The sequence below is a fragment of the Arthrobacter sp. SX1312 genome, assembly GCF_002929295.1.
Taxonomy (GTDB): Bacteria; Actinomycetota; Actinomycetes; order Actinomycetales; family Micrococcaceae; genus Arthrobacter_D.
The window spans coordinates 604866-622453 of record NZ_PJIM01000001.1; the positions used below are offsets into that span (position 1 = coordinate 604866).

Consider the following 17588-nt stretch of genomic DNA (forward strand, 5'->3'; position numbering starts at 1 on the left):
GGACGCGTCAGCGGAGCGGTCGGACCTCGACGGTCGCGCCGACGACGTGCACCGTGAAGGAGCCCAGCTCGTCCGTCCGGGCGACCGTGATCCCTGCCCGGCCGAGCGCGTCGAGGATGCCCGGATGCGGGTGGCCGTACTCGTTGTCCTTCCCCGCGGAGATGAGCGCCAGGCGCGGGCCGACCGCGTCGATCACCGCCGTGCCCCCGTTCCTCGCCCCGTGGTGCGCGATCTTGAGGATGTCGACGCCCCTGTCCGCCAGGCCGGGGTCGACGCCGAGCAGCGCCGCCGCGGCGTCCTCCTCGAGGTCGCCGGTCAACAGGATCCTGACGGGGCGGGCGGGCGACGGGACCTCGACGTCCAGGACCGCGCTCGCGTTGTTCTCCTCCGTCAGGTCCGCTGCCGCCGTGGGCCAGAGGACGCGGACCCGGAGCGGGGCGAGGTCGAGGCTGGTCGTGGTGTCGAGCCGCTCGGGTTCGACGCCGCCCGCCGCCGCGGCCTCGGTCAGTTCCGAAGGAAGGCCGGCTTCGCCGCTGGAGTAGTAGAGGGCCGACAGGGCCCGTCCGCGGAGGACGCCCTCGACGCCGCCGTAATGGTCGTCGTGCAGGTGCGTGATGACGAGGGCATCGATGACCTCAACGTGCAGGGTGTCCAGGCAGCGGTCCATGGCGTCCGGGTCCGGCCCGGCGTCGACGACCAGTGCGTGGCCGGGCGTCGTCTCCAGGACCATGCCGTCGCCCTGGCCGACGTCGCACATCGCCAGATCCCATTCCCCGGCGGCGGGTCCCGCCCTCACCCGGACGATCGCGGCGGCGGCCACGCACAGGACCAGGACCGCGAGGACCACCGCCGTCGTACGCCGGCGGCGGGCCCCCACGGGAGCAACGGCCGACTCGAGCCCCGGGGACGGGGCGCGGTGCGGGATCGACCGGCCCAGAGGCGACCGGTGTCGGCGGGGACCGGTACTTCCCCGGGTGGCGCCCGGAGGTTCCCGCCGGGCGAGGATCAGCAGGACCGTCAGCGATACGGCCGCCGCGGCGACCGCTCCGGGTACCCCCGGGAGCCACGGCACCGCTGCCCCCGGGCCGTGGGACAGCACCTCCGCCACGCCGGCGACCCACCGCGTACCCCACTGGGCGGAGGCGATCAGCGGGGGTGCCAGGACCGGCGCGACGACGAGCGCCAGGACGGCGAGCATGCCCAGCAGGGTGATCGCGGGGACGGCCGGGGAGGCGAGGACGTTCGCGGGCAATGAGTACAGCGGGAGCGAGGGTTGGATCAGCACGAGGACGGGTGTGCAGAACAGCTGTGCGGTCAACGGGATCGCCAGCAGTTGCGCGGCGAGTCGCGGCATCACCCGCTCGAGGGTCGCCGACACCCGTGGTCCGGCGAGGACGAGTCCCAGGGTCGCGGCGACCGACAGCACGAAGGCGTAGGACACGGAGAGCCAGGGATCCGCGGCGAGCAGGACGATCACGGACAGCATCAGGAGGGTCAACGACACCCTCCCGCGCCCGGACAGGACGGCCACGACACCGATCGAGCCCATCACGGCGGCGCGGAGGACACTCGGTTCGGGCCGGACCAGCATCACGAACCCCGCGAGGGCGACCACCGCTCCCACGGCCGCCGCCGGACGCGGGGCGCGGACGAGACGCAGGGCCAGGAAGGTGAAGGCCACGACGTAGGAGCAGTTCGCCCCGCTCACGGCCGTCAGGTGCGTCAACCCGGTGGTCCTCATGGCGTCCCCCAGGACGGGGTCCAGACCGGTCCTGTCACCGAGCGCCATGCCCGGCAGCAGCCCTCCGTCGCGGTCGTCGTGCAGGGAGAGCTCCCGGAAATGCGTCCTCAGACGATCGGTATAGCCCAGCCACCCGCCCGCCTCATCGATGGTCGGTGGACTGGCGGGCAGGAAGACCGCAACCGCCCTGCCGACACGATCGGAGGGCTTCGCGGTTCCCAGTACTCGCACCGTGTCTCCGGTCCCCATCCCACCCCACTGCTCCGGCGCGAGGACCGCGACCGGTGTCCTGGAGGCGAATCGTCTCCCCTGCAGGACGCCCCCGATCACGTCGGCATCCACCAGATAGCGATCCCCGCCGCCGAAGGCACCCTGCGGCAGGAGCATCGGCTCGCCCGAGATCCGCAGGACCGCCGTGAACGGCACGCCGGCCTGCACCGCCCGGTCGACCGGCCCGGATTCGGCGCGGGCGAGGCTGCCGCCCGCAGCCAGCAGGACGAGCGCCAGAGCAGCGGCCGGGGGGAGGGCCTGCGCGGATACCACCGCCCACGTGGGAGCCCGCCCCCGAGGGACCAGGAGGAGCACACACCCGAGAACGAGGCCGGCCGCACCGGCGAGGAGGCCTCCTGCCGTCGCGCCGGGCGCTCCACCGTGGATGGCGGTCGCGGCGGCGATCCACGCCGCTGCGGCGGAGGGCAGGAGCCTCAGATCGCCTCTCCAGCGCGGAAGGCGCCGCCCGTCCGACACCGCACCACCCGACTCGGCGCCGTCCGATGTGGCGCCGGGAGGCAGGTCTCGCCCCGACCCGCCGCCGAGGGCGGCACGGTGTCCGGTCGCCCGGCTCACCGGACGGCGACGAGGGGCAGGATCCCCTCGAGCAGCGCGGGACCGATGCCGGGGACGGCGTCGACGTCGGCAGCCTGGACGAAGGGGCCGTGCTCGTCCCGCCAATCGATGATCCGCTGGCCGAGGACGGGTCCCACCCCGGGGAGCGTCTCGATCTCGGCCAGTGTGGCGGTGTTGATGTCGATGGTCCCCGACAGCGCACCGGCAGCGTCGCGGGCACCGCCCGCCGTCGGATCCGGTGGGTCCCCGGACCCGTCCCGCGGGGACGCGGGAGCCGGAGGCTCCCCCACGACGGGGCGGGGCTCCTCGCCCACCGCCAGCAGATGGATGTGCTGGCCATCGGCCGGAATCCCGGCGAGGTTGATCCCTTCGAGGTCGGCCTCCGGGAGGGCGCCCCCCGCACGCTCGATGACCTCGACGAGGCGGGTGCCGGCGGGAACCGTGATGACCCCGGGGGACGCCACCGCCCCGGTGACGTACACGATCACCGGCCCCTCCCCTGCATCGGCACCGGACGGGACACCAGGCCCGGCGCGACCGCCCGGCAGAGTGCTGCCGCCCGCTGGAGCGGACGCCCCCTCGGCAGGGCCGGGGCTGCCCCCAGGGCCGGGTCCGCTGTCCGCAGGACCGGCGGCGCTCCCCTCACGCGAATCGGTGGGCCCGGCATCGAGCTGTACCGAGACGGCGGCGGCGGAGGGTTCGGAGCTGCGGACGAGGAAGAGGGCCGCTCCGACGGCCAGCGCGACGCCGAGGAACACGAGCGCGGCCGAGCGCGCGACACGCCACTGGACACCCCCGGGATGGCGGGGCACCCCCTCGTCGGCATCGGCGGGACCATGACCGTCGGTGCCGCCATCGGGCTCGCCGAGCGGAAGCGGGCGGGGCGACCGCGCCCCGGCGTCCCCCGCTGTCGGCCATCGGTGCTTTCCCATGCAGCCACCCTAGGAACGGGGAGGAACGTCCCCGAGGGCCGATGCCGCTATGTGGACATCTCGGCAGGTCCCCGCGTGTGTCAGTCGAGCCCGGGCTGCTCCGCACTGACCGTCACGGCCACGACGCCGAGACCGGCGTGGGCGGCGAGGACCGCGGGGCAGGGTGCCAGGGAGACCCGGCCGGCCCCGAGGGACAGCTCGAGCCGCCCGACGAGGGCTTCACCCTCCTCCTCGTTGCCGAAATGATGCACGGTCAGCAGGGCTCCCGCACCCCGTCGCGCGACGTCGGCCTCGGCCAGTTCCTGCAGCCGCTGGATCCCCCGGGCGGCTGTGCGCATCCGCTCCAGCGGCACCAGGCGACCACCCTGCACATGGAGGATCACCCGGACGGAGAGCAGTGTCCCGAGCCATCCGGCCGCGCCGGTGACCCGTCCACCGCGCCGCAGCTGCTCGAGGCTCGGGACGTAGAAGTAGAGCGCCGACCCGCGGGCAGCCATCGCCGCGGCGGCGGCCGAGGCCTGCAGGTCACCGCTGCGGCGTGCCGCCGCCAGGGCGGCGAGGGCCGCCCTGCCCTGCGCCATGGCGGCCGTCCGCGTGTCGATGACCTCGACGGGCAGCGCCGCCCGGGACGCCGCGAGACGCGCCGCGTCCGCCGTTCCGGACAGCAGCCCCGAGAGGTGCACGGACACGATGCCGTCGTAGCCTTCGTCGTCGAGCCGGCCGTACAACCGGTCGAACTGGCCGGGCGACGGACGCGAGGTGCGCACGTCCTCGCCGGCCGCGAGGGCCATCATCAGCGGGGCCGTGACGTCGTCGTACTCGCCGGTGAGGATCTCGTCGCCCACGAGCACCGGCATGGGGACCACCTCGATCCCCTCGGCGGGCGCCCCGGGCAGGCGCCAGCCGGGCGGGAAGCCCGCGGCGGAATCGGTGACGACGGCTATGCGCACAGCGCGTCCCCCACCGATCCGCCGCCCGTCGATGCCCGGCTCATCGGGGTCCCATCAGGCCGGGACGATGTTGACCAGCTTGGGCGCGCGCACGATGACCGTCCGCACGTCGCGACCGTCCAGGACGCGCTGCACCTGCTCACTGGCCAGCGCGAGCGCGCGCAGGGCGTCCTCGTCGATGTCCGGCGAGACCGTCAGGCGGTCGCGCACCTTGCCCTGCACCTGCACGACGGCGACCACGCTGTCCTGCGTCAGCAGGCCGGGATCGACCACGGGCCAGCCCGCCGTCGCCACGGTCGCCTCGTGGCCGAGCCGCTCCCACAGATCCTCGGCCGTGTAGGGCGCGAACAGGCCGAGGATGACGGCGACGGCCTCCGTCGCCTCGCGGACGGCTGGATCCCCGCCACCCACCCCGGAGTCGATGGCCTTCCTCGTCGCGTTGACCAGTTCCATCAGCTTCGCGATGACGACGTTGAACTTGTTGGCCTCCATGAGCTCGGAGGCGTCCGCGACCGTCCGGTGGGTCACGGAGCGCAGTGCCCGGTCACCCGCCGCCGGGTCGGCGCCGACGGCGCTCGTCACGTCGCCGCCCAGCCGCCAGGCGCGGGCCAGGAACTTCGCGGAGCCCGACGGCGACACGTCCGCCCAGTCGACGTCGTCCTCCGGCGGGGAGGCGAACACCATGGTCAGGCGGACGGCGTCGACGCCGAAGCGGTCGAGCTGCTCGCCGAGGTCCACCCCGTTGCCGAGGGACTTGCTCATGGCCTTGCCGCCGTTGAGCACCTGGCCCTGGTTGAGCAGGGCGCTGAAGGGTTCGGTGAAGGAGACCATGCCGAGGTCGAACAGGACCTTGGTGAAGAACCGGCTGTAGAGCAGGTGGAGGATGGCGTGCTCGACGCCGCCCACGTACTGGCCCACCGGCAGCCAGCGGTTGACGGCCTCGGTGTCGAAGGGTGCGGTGTCCAGGTGCGGATCGATGAAGCGCAGGTAGTACCAGGACGAGTCCACGAACGTGTCCATGGTGTCGGTGTCCCGCCGCGCGGCACCCCCGCAGGACGGGCAGGCCACGTCGACCCACTCCTCGACGGCGGCCAGCGGCGAGGTCCCCTTCGGGGCGAGGGATTCCCCGCGGAGTCCCTCGGGGAGGGTGACGGGCAGCTGGTCGTCGGGGACCGGGACCTCCCCGCAGGACGGGCAGTGGATGATCGGGATCGGCGTCCCCCAGAAGCGCTGCCGCGACAGCAGCCAGTCGCGCAGCCGGTAGTTGATGGTGTGCTCGCCGGTGCCCTGTGCCTCGATCAGCTCGACGGCGCGGCGGATGGCGGTCGCCTTGTCCAGGCCGGTCAGCTCCCCCGAGTTGACGAGGATTCCTTCGCCCGTCGTCGCGATCCCGGTGGCGGCGGCGTCCTCCGCGCCGGTGTCGACGACGGTGCGGACCGGCAGGTCGAAGGCCCGCGCGAAGTCGAGGTCACGCTGATCGTGGGCGGGGACGGCCATGATCGCGCCGGTGCCGTAGTCGGCCAGCACGTAGTCCGCGGCCCACACGGGCAGCTTCTCGCCGTTGAGGGGGTTGACGGCGTAGCGGCCGGTGAAGACGCCGGTCTTCTCCCGCTCGGTGGCCTGCCGTTCGATCTCCGAGAGTCCCTTGACCTGCTCGCGGTACGCGTCCAGGGCGGCCCGGTGCTCCGGGGTGACCAGGTCGAGCGCCAGGGGGGCATCCGCGGCGACGACGAAGAAGGTCGCCCCGTACAGGGTGTCGGGACGCGTCGTGAAGACGGTGACATCGGTGTCCGGCAGGTCGCCGTCGGCCCCGATCCGGAAGCGGACGTGGGCCCCCTCGGACCGGCCGATCCAGTTGCGCTGCATGGCGAGCACACGCTCCGGCCAGTGGCCCTTCAGCTGCTCCATGTCGTCGAGCAGGCGGTCCGCGTAGTCCGTGATCTTGAAGTACCACTGGTTGAGGCTCTTCTTGGTGACCATGGTCCCGCACCGGTCGCACGCACCGTTGATGACCTGCTCGTTCGCCAGCACCGTCTGGTCCTTCGGGCACCAGTTCACCGGCGAGTCCCGGCGGTACGCCAGTCCCTTCTGGAAGAACCGCACGAACAGCCACTGCGTCCACCGGTAGTACTCCGGGTCCGAGGTGTGCAGCCGGCGGTCCCAGTCCGCGCTGATCGCATAGCGTCGGAACGAGTTCGCCTGGGTCTCGATGTTCGCGTACGTCCACTCGGCCGGATGCGCGTTGCGCTTGATCGCCGCGTTCTCGGCCGGGAGCCCGAACGAGTCCCAGCCGATCGGGTGCAGGACGTCGAACCCCTTCTGCCGGTAGAAGCGCGCGGCGACGTCGCCCATGGCGAACGCCTCGGCGTGGCCCATGTGCAGGTCGCCCGACGGGTAGGGGAACATGTCCAGCACGTAGCACCGCTCGCGCGAGCCGTCGTCGACCGGGGCGAACGCCCGGAGCCTGTCCCAGACCGCCGGCCACTTCGCCTCGATGGCCGGGAAATCGTAGGTGTTGTCGTCCGGCTGAGCGACCTCGGGGTTGCTGCTCACTGTATGTTGGCCTGTCCTGTCGGTGGAACGTGGTTCTGCGGTGATGCGTCACTGCCTGGCTCGTGCTGCGACCCGGCGGCGCGACGACGGGGGCGGTCCTGCGCCGGACACACAAAAGCCCCTCGCAGACGGGAGGGGCTGGCCGCACGGCGGAGACCGTACGGCTACGTAAGGAGCATGATGCGCAGCATGCCTTCACTTTAGCAGTGCACGCCGAACGGCGCCCGGCCGGGGCGGCGCGCGGGAAGGGCACCCCCGCCCGTCGGACCGACGGACCGGGGATGCCCTCGATGCACCCGTGCTAGCGCACGTCCTCGTCGATCCAGTCGAAGGTCTTCGTGACGGCCTTCTTCCACATGCGGAGCTGACGGTCACGCTCGGCGTCGTCCATCGCCGGGTCCCAGCGCTTGTCCTCGGCCCAGTTGGTGGCGAGCTCGTCGGTGTCCTTCCAAAAGCCGACGGCGAGGCCCGCGGCGTAGGCGGCGCCGAGGGCCGTGGTCTCCGTGACCTTCGGGCGGATGACAGGGATGCCGAGGATGTCGGCCTGGAACTGCATCAGGGCGTCGTTGGCGACCATGCCGCCGTCGACCCTGAGGTCCTCCATGTTCACCCCGGAGTCGGCGTTGGCCGCGTCCAGCACCTCGCGGGTCTGGAAGGCCGTCGCCTCCAGTGCGGCGCGGGCGATGTGGCCCTTGTTGACGAAGCGGGTCAGGCCGACGATCGCGCCGCGGGCGTCGGAACGCCAGTACGGTGCGAAGAGGCCGGAGAACGCAGGGACGATGTAGACGCCGCCGTTGTCCTCGACCGTCGTCGCGAGCTGCTCCACCTCGGGGGCGCTCCTGATGATGCCGAGATTGTCGCGGAGCCACTGGATCAGCGAACCGGTGACGGCGATCGACCCTTCGAGCGCGTAGACCGGCTTCGCGTCCCCGAGCTTGTAGCAGACGGTCGTGAGCAGGCCGTTCTTCGAGTGGACGATCTCCTCGCCGGTGTTGACGATCATGAAGTTGCCGGTGCCGTAGGTGTTCTTCGCGCCGCCCTTCTCGAACGCCGCCTGGCCGAACGTCGCTGCCTGCTGGTCACCGAGGATGCCGGCGACGGGCACCTCGCGGAGGAGCTGCGAGGTGTGGACGGTGCCGTAGACCTCCGAGGAGGACTTGATAGCGGGCATCATCGAGAGCGGGACGCCGAAGTCGGCGAGGATCGACTCGTCCCAGGACAGGGTCTCGAGGTCCATGAACAGGGTGCGGGAGGCGTTGGTGACGTCGGTGATGTGCACGCCGCCGTCGGTGCCGCCCGTGAGGTTCCAGGTGACCCAGGAGTCCGTGTTGCCGAACAGGAGGTCGCCGGCCTCGGCCTTCGCGCGGGCACCGTCGACGTTGTCGAGGATCCACTTGATCTTGGTGCCGGAGAAGTAGGTGGCCAGCGGGAGTCCGACCTTCGCCTTGTAGCGCTCGACGCCGCCGTCCTTGGCGAGGTCGTCGACGATGTTCTGGGTCCGCGTGTCCTGCCAGACGATGGCGTTGTACACGGCCTTGCCGGTGGTCCTGTCCCAGACGACGGCGGTCTCACGCTGGTTGGTGATGCCGACCGCGGCGATGTCGTGGCGGGTGAGGTTGGCCTTGGACAGCGCGTTGCCGATGACCTCGCGGGTGTTGTTCCAAATCTCGGCGGGATCGTGCTCCACCCAGCCGGCCTTCGGGAAGATCTGCTCGTGCTCCTTCTGGCCGGAGGACACGATGTCCCCCTTGTGGTCGAACACGATGGCACGGCTCGAGGTGGTGCCCTGGTCGATGGCGATGACGTACTGCTGCGACATGTCTTACTCCTTCATTGGATGACGACGTGGAGAAGCGGGCGGCCGTAGGGCCGCCCGAGGCAATGCTCTCTAGGCTGCGGGCGGGAAAGAGACGTACTGGATGACGATGCCGGCGAGGACGCCGCCGATGATCGGTCCGACGACCGGGACCCACGCGTAGCCCCAGTCGCTGCTGCCCTTGCCCTTGATGGGGAGCAGGGCGTGGGCGATACGGGGGCCGAGGTCGCGGTTCGGGTTGATGGCGTAGCCGGTGGGACCACCGAGCGAGGCACCGATGCCGACGACGAGGAGTGCGACGGCGAGCGGGCCGAGGCCGGACGGGGTGTTGCCGAAGGACAGGATCACGAACACGAGGACGAACGTGCCGATGATCTCGGTGACGAGGTTCCAGCCGTAGTTCCGGATGGCGGGACCGGTCGAGAACACGCCGAGCTTGTTCGCGGGCTCCGGCTCCTCGTCGAAGTGCTGCTTGTAGGCGAGCCAGCAGAAGACGGCGCCGAGGATCGAGCCGAGCATCTGTGCGGCGAGGTAGCCCATGGCGTTGACGAAGTCCTTGTCCACGCCGGGGGCGAATTCAGCGACGTCGGGGTTCACCCAGAGGCCCATGGTGACGGCGAAGTTCAGGTGGGCGCCGGACAGCGCGGCGACGTAGACGCCGGCGAAGACGGCGAGCCCCCACCCGAAGTTGACCATGAGAAAACCGCCGTTATTGCCCTTGGTCTTGGCGAGCGCGACATTCGCGACCACACCGGTGCCGAGCAACAGCAGCATGAATGTGCCGAATGTTTCGGCGACGAATACGTCCAGAGACATCTTTGACTCCTTTGTCTATTCACTTATCGACGGGTGCCGCCGCCTCGACGGCACCCGTTCGCTTCCCCCCGGCAACCACTGCCGTTGGCACTGCACCGCTGCTGGAAGCAGCGGCTCGACCCCGATGCGGCGGGTGCCGCTACGGCGTCAGGTTCTTGAGATGCACCCGGTGCGCGTCCGCGAGGACCTTCTCGGCGAGCTTGGTCTCGGCTGCTGATCGCGCTGCATCCCACCCCAGCAGGGGCGCCAGGGTGTCGGCGAGTTCTGCGAGCAGATCAGCGGTGACCAGTCCCCTGAAGGCGAGCGAGGTCCGGCGGATCAGGACGTCGATCAGGTGTCCGACCTGCTCGTTCTCCACCATGTAGGCGAGTTCGCGCGTGCTGAGCTCCTTCGTGGAGTGGAACATCCTGTCGGGGCCGTCCGCCAGGTACTCGATGACGTCCGTCGCACGGGTCCCGTAACGGGTCAGCAGCACCTCGACCCGTGCTTCGTCGACTCCGGGGCGCACGGCCTTCCTGACCCAGGCACGCTCCGCGGCCTCGTCGGTCGGGAAGTCCAGGCCGCCGCCTATGGCGACGCCCGCGGTCGAGGTCTTGCGGGGGGCGCCGAGCGCGGCCAGCGTCTCGTCGGCGAGGTGCTCGGACAGTGCACGGAAGGTGGTCCATTTGCCGCCGACGAGGCTGAGGGTGGTGACCTTCCGCGTGCCGAGCGTCTCCTCGCGCTTCTCGATGCGGTAGTCGCGGGAGACGAAGCCTGGCTGCGTCTCGTCGTGCCGCGGCAACGGACGGACGCCCGAGAAGCTGTAGACGATGTGATCGTTGGAGACCTTGATGTCCGGGAAGACGTGTCCGATCAGCTCGAAGAAGTAGTCGATCTCCTCGTCGGTGCATACCGCCTGCTCGTCGACGTCGACGTCGATGTCCGTCGTGCCGACCAGGACGCGGTCGCCCATGGGGTAGATCAGGACGATCCGGCCGTCGACGTGCTCGAAGAAGATCTCGGTGCCGTTGCACGCTTTCAGCAGCTCGGGGTGGTCGAGCACGATGTGCGAGCCCTTGGTGCCGCCCATGAAGCGGGTCTCCGTACCGAGCGTGGCGTTGGTCCCGTCCGTCCACGCTCCGGTGGCGTTGACGACCACGTCGGCCTGGAAGGAGAACGTCTCGCCCGTGAGTTCGTCACGCAGCAGCACGCCGTCGTCGCTCGTCCCGATGGCGCTGACGTAGTTCGCGGCCCGGGCGGACGGGTTGGCGATCTTCCCGTCACGCAGGACGTCGAGGGTCAGGCGCTCGGGGTTGTGCACCGAGGCGTCGAAGTAGGTCGCCGCGTACTTGATGTCCTTGCGGACGTCGGGCATGGCGGCGAGGGCCTTCTTGCGGCCGACGAACGAGTGGCGGGGCACATTGCCGCCGTCACGCGAGAAGAAGTCGTACATGGTCAGGCCGGCCTTGATGAGCACGGCGCCCCGCTCGACCTGCTTGCCCTGGCGGTGCGTCAGGAAACGCATCGGGGCGGAGAGGATCCCGGAGAACGTGGTGTAGATGGGGATCGTGGTCTTGAGGGGCTTCACGTAGTGGGGGGCGATCCGCAGGAGGGCGTTGCGCTCGACGACGGATTCCCGGACGAGTCGGAACTCGCCGTTCTCGAGGTAGCGGATGCCTCCGTGGATCATGTGCGAGGACGCACCCGAGGCACCCTGGCAGTAGTCGCCACGCTCGACGAGCGCGACATCGATCCCCTGGAGTGCGAGGTCGCGGAACGTGCCGACCCCGTTGATGCCGCCGCCGATGATCAGGACCGTGGCCCGGGGGTTGTCCCGGAGCTCCTGCACCACCTTGCGGGTCGATGTCGTTGTGCCTTCACCGTTGATCCGGTCGGCTGGAATGCTCAAGGTACTACTCCGTAACGTCAATGTCGGGATTGGTTACTGCACTCCTCATTCTTCGAGGACTGGGAATAGCAGTCAACCGCATTGCACAAACGTGCAGTGCAGTCCACACTGACGGGATGACGTCGACGAGGGGCAGCGCGGAAGCAGACGATCCGGCCCGGGAGCGGTCGCCGGGATCCCGGTCGAGGGACGCCCTGCGGGCCGCCCAGATGTACTACCTGCAGGACCTGACCATGAACGCGATCGCCCGGGAACTGCGCACCTCCCGGTCCACCGTCTCGCGGCTGCTCTCGATGGCACGGGAGACCGGCCTGGTGCAGATCCAGGTCAACAACCCGTCCGACCGGGCACCCGCGCTGGAGCAGCAGATCCGCCGCCGCTTCTCCGTGGAGGCCCATGTGGTCCCGGTGGCGGATTCGGTCAACGACTCCGAGGTGCTCGACCGCGTCGCGATCCAGGCCGCCAGGACCATCGGGCCCCTCGTCGACTCCAACGCGATCATCGGCGTCGCCTGGGGCTCGACCCTCAGCGCTGTCAGCCACCACCTCACGCGCAAGCAGACCCACGACAGCACGATCGTCCAGCTCAACGGGGCGGGCAACACGCAGACCACGGGCATCACGTACGCGAGCGAGATCCTGCGCCGCTTCGGGCAGGCCTACGGGGCGCGCGTCGAGCAGTTCCCCGTGCCCGCGTTCTTCGACCACGCGGCGACGAAGACGGCCATGTGGGATGAGCGCAGTGTCCGGCGGATCCTCGACCTGCAGCGCCGCATGACCATGGCGATCTTCGGTGTCGGCTCCATCGGCGCGGGGGTCCCCAGCCACGTGTACAGCGGCGGGTACCTCGACCGCGAGGATCTCGACACCCTGGAGAAGGACGAGGTGGTCGGCGACGTGGCCACCATGTTCTTCCGGGCCGACGGCAGCCACCGCGACATCCTCCTGAACGGGCGCAGCACGGGACCCGATCTGGACGCCCTGAGCCGGGTCCGGCGGCGCATCTGCGTGGTCTCGGGCGAGTCGAAGATCGACGGCCTGCGAGGCGCCCTCGCCGCGGGCCTTGCGTCGGATCTCATCCTCGACGAAGGCTCGGCCCGCCGCCTCCTGCACGCCTAGCTCCCCGCACGGCCGGATCCGGGCCCCGGGCCCCGGCGGTCTCGGTAGAGTTCACCCATGGACTCCTCCGTTCCCCGCGCGCCGCTCGCCGACGGCCACTCGATCGACGTGATCGGGTACGGCGTCTACAAGGTGCCGCCCGAGAACACCGGGGACCTCTGCTCGACGGCGCTCGCGGCGGGGTACCGCCTCCTCGACACGGCGGCCCTGTACGGCAACGAGTCCGGCGTCGGCGCCGCCGCGCAGGCCTACTCCGGCGAGCGCGAGGACCTCTTCATCACCTCCAAGGTGTGGAACGACGACCACGGGTACGATGCCACCCTGCGCGCCTTCGACGCGAGCCTGCGGCTGCTGGGCCTCGAGTACCTCGACCTGTACCTCATCCATTGGCCCTGCCCGTCCAGGGACCTGTACGTCGAGTCCTGGCGGGCCCTCGAGCGGCTCCGGGCCGACGGGCGCGTTCGGTCCGTCGGCGTCTCCAACTTCCAGCAGGACCACCTCGAGCGCCTGCTCGCCGAGACCGGGGTGGTCCCGGTCCTCAATCAGATCGAGCTGCACCCGTACCTTCAGCAGCGTGCACTCCGCTCCTTCCACGATCAGCACGGGATCGCGACGCAGGCCTGGAGCCCGCTCGGGCGCGGCAACGTCCTCGACGACCCCGCCATCGGACGGATCGCGGCGGAACTCGGACGGACGCCCGCGCAGGTGATCCTGCGGTGGCACCTGCAGCACGCCATCCTGACCATCCCGAAGGCCAGTTCACGCGAGCGGATCAGCTCCAACCTGGACATCTTCGGGTTCGGGCTCGACGACGGCCAGGTCGCGGCACTCGACGCGCTCGAGCGCGACCAGCGCTTCGGGTCGCACCCCGACAGGGTGAACTGATGCGGCAGGCGGTCGTCCGCACCCTGGCGTGGGAGGGAACCCTCCAGCGGATCTGGGACTTCCCGGCGATCGAGGAGCCCGGCGTCCTGCCGGGACCGCCGCTGGTCATGGTGCACGGATTCCGCGGCGACCACCACGGACTGCTGCGCCTCGTGGAGGAACTGCCCGGCCACCGCGTCCTCCTGCCGGACCTGCCCGGCTTCGGCCAGGGCCAGGAACTGCCCGGCACGCACGACGTCGGCACCTACGCGCGGTTCATCACCGACTGCACACGGCTCCTCGTCCCGGGACCCCGCGTGCTGCTCGGGCACTCGTTCGGCTCGATCGTCGCGGCGGAGGCCGTGGCGCTCGCCCCGGACCTCGCAGCGGCCCTGGTGCTGGTCAACCCCATCAGCGCTCCCGCCCTCGAGGGCCCGAGCCGCATCGCCTCCCGTGTCGCGGAGGCCTACTACGTGGCAGCGGACCGGCTGCCCGAGGCCGCGGGCCGGGCCCTGCTCTCGAATCCCGTGATCGTCCGCGGCATGAGCATCTTCATGGCCAAGACGAAGGACCGGGCGCTCCGCCGCTGGATCCACGGCCAGCACCGCGCGTACTTCAGCTCCTTCGCCAGCCGACGGGTGGTGCTCGAGGCCTTCCGCGCCTCCATCTCCGGGACCGTCCGGGACCGCGCGAGCGCCCTGGAGCTTCCGGTCCTGCTCGTCGCGGCGGCGGAGGACGACATCGGGTCGGTGGAGAGCCAGCGGAACCTCGCAGCGCTGATGCCGGCTGCGACCCTGGAGATCCTCCCCGCCGTCGGCCACCTCGTCCACTACGAGAAGCCGCGCGAGGCGGCGCTCCTGATCGGGAGATTCCTGGAGGCCGTGCCCGCATGAGGATCCTGTTCGACGCGCGCTTCACCCGCACCGACCACCACGACGGCATCAGCCGGTACGGGGCGAGCCTGATCGCCGCGCTCGCCGCGACCGACGACGTCGTGATGCTCATCAGCGACCGCCGCCAGCTCGCCCTCCTCCCGGAGGTCCCGCACGTCCTGATCAACAGCCCGCTCTCCCCCGCCGAGCTGTTCGTCGCCGCACGCCTCAACCGGCTGGAGCCCGACGTCGTCGTCTGCCCGATGCAGACCATGGGATCCTGGGGCCGCAGGTATCCCCTGGTGCTCACGCTGCACGACCTGATCTACTACCAGAACCCGACGCCGCCGTCCTTCCTGCCGCTGCCCGTCCGCGCCCTGTGGCGGCTCTACCACCTGGCGTACTGGCCCCAGCGGCTCCTGCTGGACCGTGCGGACGTCGTCGCCACGATCTCCGCGACGACGGCGGAGCTGATGCACCGCCACCGGCTGACCCGCCGGCCCGTCCTGCTCGTGGGCAACGCACCCCAGCCGACGCTGCGGCGTCGCGACCCCGAGGCACGGCGGTCGGCGTCGCTGCTCTACATGGGATCCTTCATGCCCTACAAGAACGTCGAGACGATCGTCCGCGCCATGCATACCCTCCCCGGGCACACGCTGCACCTGCTGAGCAGGATCTCGCCCGCACGCCGGGCGGAGCTCGAGGCTCTCGTGCCCGCGGCGGGGCGCGTGGTCTTCCACGACGGCGTGACCGACGCCGAGTACGAGGATCTGCTCGCCGATTCCACGGCGCTCGTGACCCTCTCCAGGGCCGAGGGCTACGGCCTGCCGCTCATCGAGGCGATGGCGGCCGGTACGCCCGTGATCGCCAGTGACCTCCCGATCTTCCGCGAGGTCGGCGGGACGGCAGCACTCTTCGTGGACCCCGACGATCCCGGGGCGCTCGCGGACGCCGTCCTGTCCCTCGACGAGCCCGGCCGCTGGGCCGAGGCCTCCCGGGCGGGGCTCGAGCGGGCGGCGACGTACTCGTGGGCGGAATCCGCCGACCAGCTCCGGGACGCCTGCCGCCGCGCCGTCGAGGAGTTCACGCGACGACGGGCCCGGCCGATCCGCCTGCCGTCCCGCACGTCAGCGGGCACGGCGCCCGAAAGGATCGGTCCATGACGGACCTGCAGTGCCCCGCCACGGCGATCCTGCTCGGCCTGGGCGCCGAGCCGCCACCCTGGCTGGGCCGCCGCAGGATCGCCGACCGCTTCGAGCTCGCGGATCCCTGCGACGTAGCGGGCGTCGTCGAGGAGACCGCCGACCGGTTCCGGGGCGAGACGTTCCTCATCACGGCACCGGCCGAGGCCATCGCGCTCGCCCTCCGCCGCCGCGGACTGCAGGGCGGACCGCCGCTCGTGGTGGACGTCGACTCGGAGGGCTGGCGGCTCGCGCCCTGACCGGCGGGAACCATGCACTACGTCCGCGCCGACGTCCAGCCGCGGGCATGGAGGCCCTCGATGCCGTCCAGCAGCAGGTCGAGGGCGAACTCGAACTCGTACTGGTCATCGCACCCGCGCCCGACCACGCCGTCGTCGTGCGCCGAGGCCATCGCGATCCGGAGGACGTTCGGGAACCGGCGCGCCAGCTCGGCGAGCTGGGCCGCATCGGGCTGTGCCGAGCCGGACGCGGTATCGACCCGCGCGTCCTCCGCGACCGACGGGCCGGCCGCAGGTCCGGGTGCGTCGAAGAGTTCCTGGGTGAAGCCCCACATCCGGCTGCCCAGCGCATGCATGACATGGTGCGTGAGATCGACCGAGAACCCGCGGTCGAGGAACATGCCGATGAACGAGTCGGTGTAGGCGAGCACGGCGGGGGTCCTGGTGGTCCGGGTCTCGAGGACCTGGCGTGCCCAGCGGTGGCGCTGCAGCACGGTCCGGGCCGAGAGGATCCTGCTGCGGACGGTGGTCTTCCACGCCTGCCCCTCGAGCGGCGGATCGATCTCGGCCACGATCATGTCCACCATGCCGTCGAGCAGGTCCTCCTTGCTGGAGACGTGCTTGTAGAGCGCCATCGGGACCACCCCCAGGTCCTCGGCGAGGGTCCGCATGCTCAGCCCGCCCACGCCCTGCTCGTCCGCGAGGGCGACGGCGGCGCCGAGGACCGCGTTCCTGCTCAACCGCGTGCGCGACGTCCCGCGTCCTGCCATCATCGACCATCCCCCGTTCCCGACCGCTCAGCCCTTGACGGGTGTACAACGTACACCTAGGGTGATGCCCATGAAGTGTACGCCGTACACTCTACGCCGGGTCGGCAGTCCACCGCTACCGCCCGGGCATTCCCGGAGGGCAGCAGAGAAGGGCAGGACGGCCATGACGAGAACCCGGCAAGCCGACGAGACCGCGACCGGGCTACGTAGCACACCCTCGCGCCGACGGGCGTGGCTGGTGCCCGCTGGGCTGATCCTGCTGGGCCTCATCCCCGTGCTCGCCGGCGCCGCCCGCCTCACCGAACTGACCGGCGGGGCCGAGATCACCGAGCGGAACGCGCGCTTCGTCGAGTTCCCCGTGCCCGTCGTGCTGCACATCCTGGGCGCCACGCTGTACACCCTGCTCGGGGCCTTCCAGTTCCTGCCGTCCCTGCGGCGGGGCAGGCGGACCTGGCACCGGAGCGCCGGGCGGATCCTCTTCCCGGCAGGACTGGTGGCGGCGCTCACCGGCCTGTGGCTGGCCTGCTTCTCCGCGCTCCCGCCCAGTGACGGCCAGCTCCTCCTCGCCTTCCGGCTCCTCTTCGGCACCGGGATGGTCCTCAGCCTCCTCCTGGGCGTCCGCGCCGTGGTCCGCGGGAACATCAGGGCCCACGGCGCGTGGATGACCCGCGCCTACGCGATCGGCCTGGGCGCGGGCACCCAGGCCCTGATCCTCATCGTCCCGGAGGTCCTCGACAGTCCGCCCGGAGTGACGCCGAGGGCCCTGCTCATGGGTGCCGGATGGACGGTCAACCTGCTCGTGGCGGAGGTCGTCATCCGCCGGCGGGACCGGCAGGCTTCCCCGCTGCGGTCATCGGAGGCAGGACGCTGACCTTCCCGCCGGGCAGCGGCGGAGCTACCGTTAATGCGGAGGTCCGCATGGAGGAATTCGACCAGCTGCTTGCCGATGGACGGGCGGCGTACGGGCGCGGGGACTGGCAGGCCGCCTATCAGCAGCTGGAG

14 protein-coding genes are annotated in these 17588 nt (G+C 70.9%); 6 read left to right on the forward strand and 8 right to left on the reverse strand.

All coding sequences use genetic code 11. The features are described from left to right. Positions 1 to 7: 7 nt before the first annotated feature. The 7 genes from CXQ92_RS02930 to CXQ92_RS02960 form a co-directional block, all read right to left on the reverse strand. Complete coding sequence (locus CXQ92_RS02930) at positions 8 to 2587, reverse strand: ComEC/Rec2 family competence protein (RefSeq protein WP_104165138.1); 2580 nt, start codon at positions 2585 to 2587, stop codon at positions 8 to 10. Beyond that, a complete protein-coding gene (locus tag CXQ92_RS02935; RefSeq protein ID WP_104165140.1) occupies positions 2584 to 3519 on the reverse strand; it encodes a ComEA family DNA-binding protein in 936 nt (311 codons plus the stop codon). The genes CXQ92_RS02930 and CXQ92_RS02935 overlap by 4 nt, the downstream gene beginning before the upstream one ends. Before the next feature lie 80 nt (positions 3520 to 3599). Continuing rightward, positions 3600 to 4469, reverse strand: a complete 870-nt coding sequence (locus CXQ92_RS02940; protein ID WP_181033534.1) for a DegV family protein — start codon at positions 4467 to 4469, stop codon at positions 3600 to 3602. Positions 4470 to 4523: 54 nt separating this feature from the next. Then, positions 4524 to 7022, reverse strand: coding sequence for a leucine--tRNA ligase (leuS, locus tag CXQ92_RS02945; protein ID WP_104165143.1), 2499 nt, complete (start codon positions 7020 to 7022; stop codon positions 4524 to 4526). A gap of 301 nt (positions 7023 to 7323) precedes the next feature. Further along, complete coding sequence (gene glpK / locus CXQ92_RS02950) at positions 7324 to 8841, reverse strand: glycerol kinase GlpK (protein WP_104165145.1); 1518 nt, start codon at positions 8839 to 8841, stop codon at positions 7324 to 7326. Between the two features lie 69 nt (positions 8842 to 8910). Continuing rightward, positions 8911 to 9654 carry an MIP/aquaporin family protein gene (locus tag CXQ92_RS02955; protein WP_104165147.1) on the reverse strand — a complete coding sequence of 248 codons (744 nt, stop codon included), beginning with the start codon at positions 9652 to 9654 and terminating at the stop codon, positions 8911 to 8913. Positions 9655 to 9793: 139 nt separating this feature from the next. Next, positions 9794 to 11485 carry a glycerol-3-phosphate dehydrogenase/oxidase gene (locus CXQ92_RS02960; RefSeq protein ID WP_258069787.1) on the reverse strand — a complete coding sequence of 564 codons (1692 nt, stop codon included), beginning with the start codon at positions 11483 to 11485 and terminating at the stop codon, positions 9794 to 9796. A 266-nt stretch (positions 11486 to 11751) separates the two neighbouring features. Between CXQ92_RS02960 and CXQ92_RS02965 the strand changes: the two genes are divergently transcribed. Genes CXQ92_RS02965 through CXQ92_RS02985 form a run of 5 tightly spaced genes read left to right on the forward strand, consistent with a single transcriptional unit; the run spans position 11752 to position 15837 of the window. Then, on the forward strand, positions 11752 to 12660 hold the full coding sequence (locus CXQ92_RS02965) for a sugar-binding transcriptional regulator (protein WP_258069788.1): 909 nt from the start codon (positions 11752 to 11754) through the stop codon (positions 12658 to 12660). Between the two features lie 57 nt (positions 12661 to 12717). Beyond that, positions 12718 to 13545: an aldo/keto reductase gene (locus tag CXQ92_RS02970; protein WP_104165151.1), complete on the forward strand. Its 828-nt coding sequence runs from the start codon at positions 12718 to 12720 to the stop codon at positions 13543 to 13545. Then, on the forward strand, positions 13545 to 14417 hold the full coding sequence (locus CXQ92_RS02975) for an alpha/beta fold hydrolase (RefSeq protein ID WP_104165153.1): 873 nt from the start codon (positions 13545 to 13547) through the stop codon (positions 14415 to 14417). The genes CXQ92_RS02970 and CXQ92_RS02975 overlap by 1 nt, the downstream gene beginning before the upstream one ends. Beyond that, complete coding sequence (locus CXQ92_RS02980) at positions 14414 to 15559, forward strand: glycosyltransferase family 1 protein (RefSeq protein WP_104165155.1); 1146 nt, start codon at positions 14414 to 14416, stop codon at positions 15557 to 15559. The genes CXQ92_RS02975 and CXQ92_RS02980 overlap by 4 nt, the downstream gene beginning before the upstream one ends. Continuing rightward, positions 15556 to 15837 carry a hypothetical protein gene (locus CXQ92_RS02985; RefSeq protein ID WP_104165157.1) on the forward strand — a complete coding sequence of 94 codons (282 nt, stop codon included), beginning with the start codon at positions 15556 to 15558 and terminating at the stop codon, positions 15835 to 15837. Before CXQ92_RS02980 ends, CXQ92_RS02985 begins: the two co-directional genes overlap by 4 nt. Positions 15838 to 15854: 17 nt before the next feature. Here CXQ92_RS02985 and CXQ92_RS02990 read toward each other — a convergent pair whose 3' ends face one another. Continuing rightward, positions 15855 to 16589: a TetR/AcrR family transcriptional regulator gene (locus tag CXQ92_RS02990; protein WP_104165159.1), complete on the reverse strand. Its 735-nt coding sequence runs from the start codon at positions 16587 to 16589 to the stop codon at positions 15855 to 15857. 160 nt (positions 16590 to 16749) lie between these two features. On the opposite strand from CXQ92_RS02990, the gene CXQ92_RS02995 reads away from it, so the two are divergent. Further along, positions 16750 to 17457 carry a DUF2306 domain-containing protein gene (locus tag CXQ92_RS02995; protein WP_104165161.1) on the forward strand — a complete coding sequence of 236 codons (708 nt, stop codon included), beginning with the start codon at positions 16750 to 16752 and terminating at the stop codon, positions 17455 to 17457. The last annotated feature ends 131 nt before the right edge of the window (positions 17458 to 17588 follow it).